Genomic DNA, 5818 nt, shown 5'->3' with positions numbered 1-5818 from the left:
AAGCCGACAGGCGATGCCAAGGAGTACGTCGACCTGCTTGCTGACGTTGCAATCCAAGCAAGGGCCGACAAGAAGTATGCGGCAAGCATGGCCCAGTTCATGCGCGAAGCACCGACTGGTTCTGGCATTGCCCGCAACATCCAGCAGTGGCATGTCATGTCAATCCTGTCTGCCCCACGCACCTGGTGGACGATGTTGTTTGGCAGTGCCTATCGGGCCGCTACGTTGCCAGGCCAAATGGCTGCTGGTGGGTTGATGGACGCTGCCGCTCGTGGCTTGCGTGGCGACATGCCTGGCATGCAAAGCGCATTGCAAGGCTCAAGCCTCAGCCTCAAGACCTACATGAAGTACGTTCAAAACACGATGTATGCCTTGCGGTTGACTGGCGCATCGCTCAAGCACAACGAAGCGTTTGGCAACCTTGGTGTCGACTACGCAGGTTTTGACAGGTTCCGTGACGCTGGGCCGAAGCAGGGCACACTGCGTGATGTGCAGATGCAAGAGATTGACGACGGCCATTGGTCGATGGACGTCAACAACAAAAACTTTCTTGCTGTTGCTACGCATTACATAGCTCGTGCTGCGCGGGCAACCGTTGGTCGCCCCATCACTGCCATTGACAGCTTTATCAACGGCATGGTGGGCCCGTCAGTTGAGTGGGCTCGCTTGATGGACGAACAGCTTGACCACGCTGCTCGCGTCGGTGTTGGCAGCCCTGGTTCAAAAGAGGTGTGGGATCACGCCAGCAAAGAAACAGAGAAGTTGCTGCGTCGGCAGATGCGTGACGTCACCTTGCCTAGCGGCGCAGTTGTTAAAGGTGGCGCGCTCACTGGCACGCACGCCAAAAACGTCATGGATTATGTGGCGTTCACTGATCCGCTCAAGTCGACATACGAACCCCGGACATATCAGATGGGGATTCGCAAAGCGAGAGAGCAGGGGCTTACAGATCCTGTCGACGTCGACAAGTTTGCCTACTCCTACATGAAGGAGTCGCCAGACGGCCGGCCCCTTGCCACTCGGTTGTGGCGACCAGCAGAAATGGCGTCGAACTTTGTGCGGGAGAATCCGCTTGGCTCAATCATCTATGCCTTGCCACGCGGCCCGGTCAACGTGCTGAAGGGTGCAATGCGGATGGTGCCTGGCGCAAACCTGCTGGTCGATACCTTTTGGCGCGACATCCACAGCGAGGACAAGTTCACCCGCTATCGGGCGCTAGGCGAAATGGCTACCGGCAGCATGACGTTTGCCATCATCACGCAGCTGTTAAACAGCGGGTACATCCAAGTCACTGGCTTTGATCCTGCTGATTGGCGTGAACGCAAGACTGGTCCAACTGCGGATTTCACTGGCTACATGCCAACCAGCATCCGCTTCCGCGTGCCATTTACTGATCAATACACGCCATTGATTCAAGTGCGTGCGTTGGATGGATTGGCCACGATGATCGGCATTGTTGGCGAATACAAGGAACTGGTTGAGAACGTCAGCTACGAAGACGCGGAAACCGCAGCGTCGCAAGTTGCTGTGTCTATTGCTGGTGTTGCTAGGTCTTTAGGCCCAGGCAAATTCAACTCAACTGTTCTTGAGCCGTTCCGTCGCTTGATGGATCTGTACTCGAACGCTATGGACAATGGCAGGGCAGGCAGCAGGGAGGGCCGGGTTAACGCTTGGACTCGGTACATCTCTACAAACTTGCGCGCCTTTATGCCGTCATTCTTTGCTGGCATGCGTGTTGGCCCGCAGTTGTTGCCATCAGGCCCAGCCACAGAGTTTGCGCCGCTGGCTATTCCTGCCCAAACCATGCAGCTAATGCGCATGCGTTTACCTGGAGCAAGTGCGGAGTTTCCGCCTGAGCGTCATCCAATCACAGGCAATCCAGTGCCTATGCCTCAGGCATTTGGCACAAACTTGATTCCTGCTGATCAGCCATGGGCGCGCAGTGCGTTCAACTTGCTTAGCCCCACCAGTGCTTTTGTCACCCGCACCCTGTCAGACGATCCAATCGACATTGAGATCCGCAAGTTGTATGGCAAAGGCTCGATGGCTCAGTGGTGGACCGACACTGCTTTTGGCGACAAGCTGCCAAACCGTGTGCTGTCTCCGCAAGAGCTTGATCGCCTTGTGGTCATTGGCACCAAGGAGGTAAAGATCAGGGACAAGTACCTTGAAAAAGCAATGCGCGACCTGGTCACAAAAGACCCGAAGTACGCATCACTTGGTTACGGCGGCAACCCTGCTGATAGATCGCGGCCTTCAGGCCAATTTGAAAGCTTGCGAATGGCTGAAATGCGCAGCTTGTTTAGGGAGTACGTCACGGCTGCCAAGGCGTTGCTTGTTGAGGAGAGCCCGGCGCTTGCCGAGGAGTTGCGGCAGGTAGAGCAGATCCGTGCTGACAATGCTGTAATTAGAAACAAAGGCACGCTCGATCTATTACGCGAGACGGGCAGCACACCGCAAACCTTCGTTGACGCTCTGAACTAATGCCTTACGCCTACCAGGTTTTCACCGGCAACGGAAGCACCAGCCAGTACACCATTGCCTTTCCGTACATCAGGAAGGAACACGTCAAAGTCTTTGTCAACTTTGTCGACACGTCGTTCACCTTTGCCAATGACACCACGGCGCAGCTCAGTGCAGCGCCTGGGTCTGGCGTCAGGGTTGAGGTGCGCAGGATCACGCCTGCTAACGCACCGTTGGTTGACTACACCGACGGCTCCACGCTGACGGCTGCTGACCTAGACACCAACGCCTTACAGCAGCTGTACCTGGACCAAGAGCTAGATGACATTCAGAAACAGGTTGTCACGCTAAGCACCACGACAGGCTTGCCGACGCTGGGCAACAGCAGGCTAACGGAAGTCAGCGATCCGACCAACGCACAAGACGCAGCTACTAAGAACTACGTCGACACTCGTGTCAATCAAACAGCAAACATTGCTGACGCTGCAGTTACAACAGCAAAGATTGCCGATGCAAATGTAACTACTGCCAAAATACTTGATGCAAATGTAACTACTGCCAAGGTTGCAGACTCTGCAATTACAACGGCAAAGATTGCGGACAACAACGTAACAACCGCAAAGATTCCTGACGCAAACATAACAACTGCCAAGCTTGCAGATGCAAGTGTTACAACTGCCAAGATCCCAGACGCAGCAATCACTGCTGCCAAGCTGGCATCAGGGATTATTGATACAAGTAAACTGACAGCCGGGACTGTCGTTACGGATTCAGAAGTTGCATCTGTCACGCCAAGCGACACCAGCTTCTACTCAACGCAGGCATCAGACACTCGCTACTTCAGGCAAGACACGAGCGAAACGATTGCTAGCGGCAACACATGGTCTGCAAGCGACACGAAGATCGCAACGACTGCGGCTATCGATGCTCGAGTTATTGACCTGGTCGACGACGTTGGCGGCTTTGTGCCCATTGCAAACGAGACCAGCTTTCCTGCCACAAACCCTGACGTCAACGATGGGCCCGGCACCGTCGTCAGCATCTCAACCATTGGCTCAACCCGCACGCCTAACACTGGCGTCGTCAGCATCTCTAACGGGTCTGGCACCAACACCGTCACAATCAACAACTGCGGCACAACAGTTCTGACCGCTGGCTTTGGCGTACTTGTTGAAACCACTGGCACGCTGCACACCTACAACTTCCACCGCTTGGTGCCAAAGGCCACAGAGGTGACCACGGTTGCGGCCAATGCCACCGCTATTGCCAACGTATCAACCAACCTTTCTGACGTACAAAACTTCAGTGATCTGTACCAGATCAGCAACGGCAACCCTTCGGTGCGTGCTGACGGCAGCGCCCTGGTCGAAGGCGACCTGCTGTATGACCGTACAGCCAATGTCCTTAAGGCGTACAACGGAGCGTCCTATCAAAACGTTGCGCCTGACAACGCCACGTTGGCTGACATCAATGTGGTGGCCAATGACCTGGCAACGTTTGACGACCTGGGCTCTGTTGGTGACGCGGCTACTGCGGCAAACAGCGGCGGCGCACTGGAGACATGCGCAGACAACATCACAGACATCCGCAACCTGGCAAACATTGAAGACGGCACGACGGCAACCAACGCCATCACCAACGTCAACAACATCCGCACCAACGTCACCACGGTTGCCAACAACATCACGGCGGTGTCGAACGTCAGCAGCAGCTTGAACGACATCAACCGGTATGTGCAGGAATACAAAATCTCAAACACTGCGCCTACCAGTCCCAGCCCTGGCGACCTTTGGTATGACGGCACAGCCAACATCCTGAAGTATTACAACTCAGCCAACTTCATCGGCATTGCCCCTGGCCTCGCGTCGGTTTCGCAAGACACCAGCCCAGTACTCGGTGGCAATCTCAATGCTGGTGGATTCAGCGTATCCAATATGGGTACTATTGATGGAGCCAACCTCGCGATTGATTTCGGGACTCTGTAACCATGGCAAAGCAGCTCAGGCTCCGTCGAGGCACAACGACACAGCACGGCAGCTTTACCGGGGCCGAAGGCGAGGTCACTGTCGACACAGATAAAGACGTTGTTGTTGTCCACGACAACGCAACCGCAGGCGGCAGGCCGATGTTGCGGGAAGACCTGAACAACATGCCAGCGTCAGGCGTGAGCGCCGGCACCTACGGCAGCGCGACACAAGTGGCAGCGGTCACTGTCGACGCAAAGGGGCGGGTGACATCTGCTTCTAACAACGCGATCGACGTTTCCTCCCAGGTCGGCTCAGTGCTGCAAGGGTTTGACGCAGACACAGCTAAGACCGACGTCGCGCAAACGTTTACGGCTGGCCAACGCGGGCAGCTGACAACGCTAACCAGTTCGTCTGGCAGTGTTGCCATTGACTTTGCTGCTTCTAATAATTTCAGCCTGACCTTGTCGGAGGCGGTGACAGGCATAACTGTTAGTAACGCAACAGCAGGCCAAAGCGGCAGCATCTTTATCAAGCAGCCCGCATCAGGTGGCCCTCATGCCGTTGGCGGTTGGGCTGCTGCCTTCTTGTTTAGCGGTGGCACCGCGCCCACGATTACGCAAACTGCAAGCAAGTGCGATCGGGTGGATTACACGATTCGCACTGCCACTGAGATTCAGGTTGTTTGGACTGGTAACTACTGATGCCCATCTTTAGCAATGTTCTTGCAGGTGCCGCCGGTCAAGGTGGCGCTGCTGAGTACGTCATCCCCAAGTCGCTGAGGTTCAACAGCGGTGATAGTGCTCACCTAAGCAGAACTCCTACCTCTGCAGGCAACCGACGTACTTGGACTTGGAGTGCTTGGGTAAAAAGAAGCAAACTTGGTGAACGAGTGGCTCTTTTTACAGCAGGTTCAGATAACACTGAAATACTTTTTGAGCCAGACGACGTTCTTAGGATTTATTTTTATCCTGGATCATACGCTGGACATACAAAGACAGTTGCAAGTTTTAGGGACACTTCCGCGTGGTATCACATAGTAGTCGCTATCGACACTACTCAAACAGGAAATGATAATATCGCAAAAATATATGTAAATGGTGTTCAACAAGAGGTAACGCATCCCAATAATTGGACTACAAATGGTCAGACTGACGTAAATAATACGGTAGCGCATTATATAGGATCTCGTTTTGGACCTGCGCGTTTGATAAATGCCTGCATGGCTGACGTTCAACTTGTCGATGGTCAGGCGCTTGCGCCGACTGACTTTGGTGAAACGCGCAGCAGCGACGGCGTTTGGGTGCCGAAAGAATTTGACGGAACATACGGAACTAACGGCTTCCACCTGAACTTCAGCGATAGTTCAACGAACGAGGCGCTGGGTTTTG

Annotated in this window: 4 protein-coding genes; all 4 read left to right on the top strand. The window is 54.4% G+C overall.

Translation table 11 applies throughout. The features are described 5' to 3' along the window. Window positions 1-2484: hypothetical protein (locus AACP44_RS08170; protein WP_339340036.1), on the top strand; the 2484-nt coding region annotated here is incomplete at its 5' end. Beyond that, complete coding sequence (locus AACP44_RS08165; RefSeq protein WP_339340035.1) at window positions 2484-4448, top strand: phage tail fiber protein; 1965 nt, start codon at window positions 2484-2486, stop codon at window positions 4446-4448. The genes AACP44_RS08170 and AACP44_RS08165, both read left to right, overlap by 1 nt. A 164-nt stretch (window positions 4449-4612) precedes the next feature. Continuing rightward, window positions 4613-5131 carry a hypothetical protein gene (locus tag AACP44_RS08160; protein ID WP_339340034.1) on the top strand — a complete coding sequence of 173 codons (519 nt, stop codon included), beginning with the start codon at window positions 4613-4615 and terminating at the stop codon, window positions 5129-5131. Beyond that, the coding region (locus tag AACP44_RS08155) for a LamG domain-containing protein (RefSeq protein ID WP_339340033.1) at window positions 5131-5818 on the top strand (688 nt) is incomplete at its 3' end. The genes AACP44_RS08160 and AACP44_RS08155, both read left to right, overlap by 1 nt.

This window comes from uncultured Oceanicoccus sp. (assembly GCF_963968385.1).
Lineage (GTDB): Bacteria > Pseudomonadota > Gammaproteobacteria > Pseudomonadales > Dasaniaceae > Oceanicoccus.
Note: the sequence above shows the minus strand (reverse complement) of the source record. Positions and strands in the feature narration are given on the sequence as shown.

Bases quoted from the DNA above. Each gene is read 5' to 3' on its own strand.
- AACP44_RS08165 (WP_339340035.1), top strand. From the start codon at position 2,484: ATGCCTTACGCCTACCAGGTTTTCACCGGCAACGGAAGCACCAGCCAG.
- AACP44_RS08160 (WP_339340034.1), top strand. From the start codon at position 4,613: ATGCCAGCGTCAGGCGTGAGCGCCGGCACCTACGGCAGCGCGACACAA.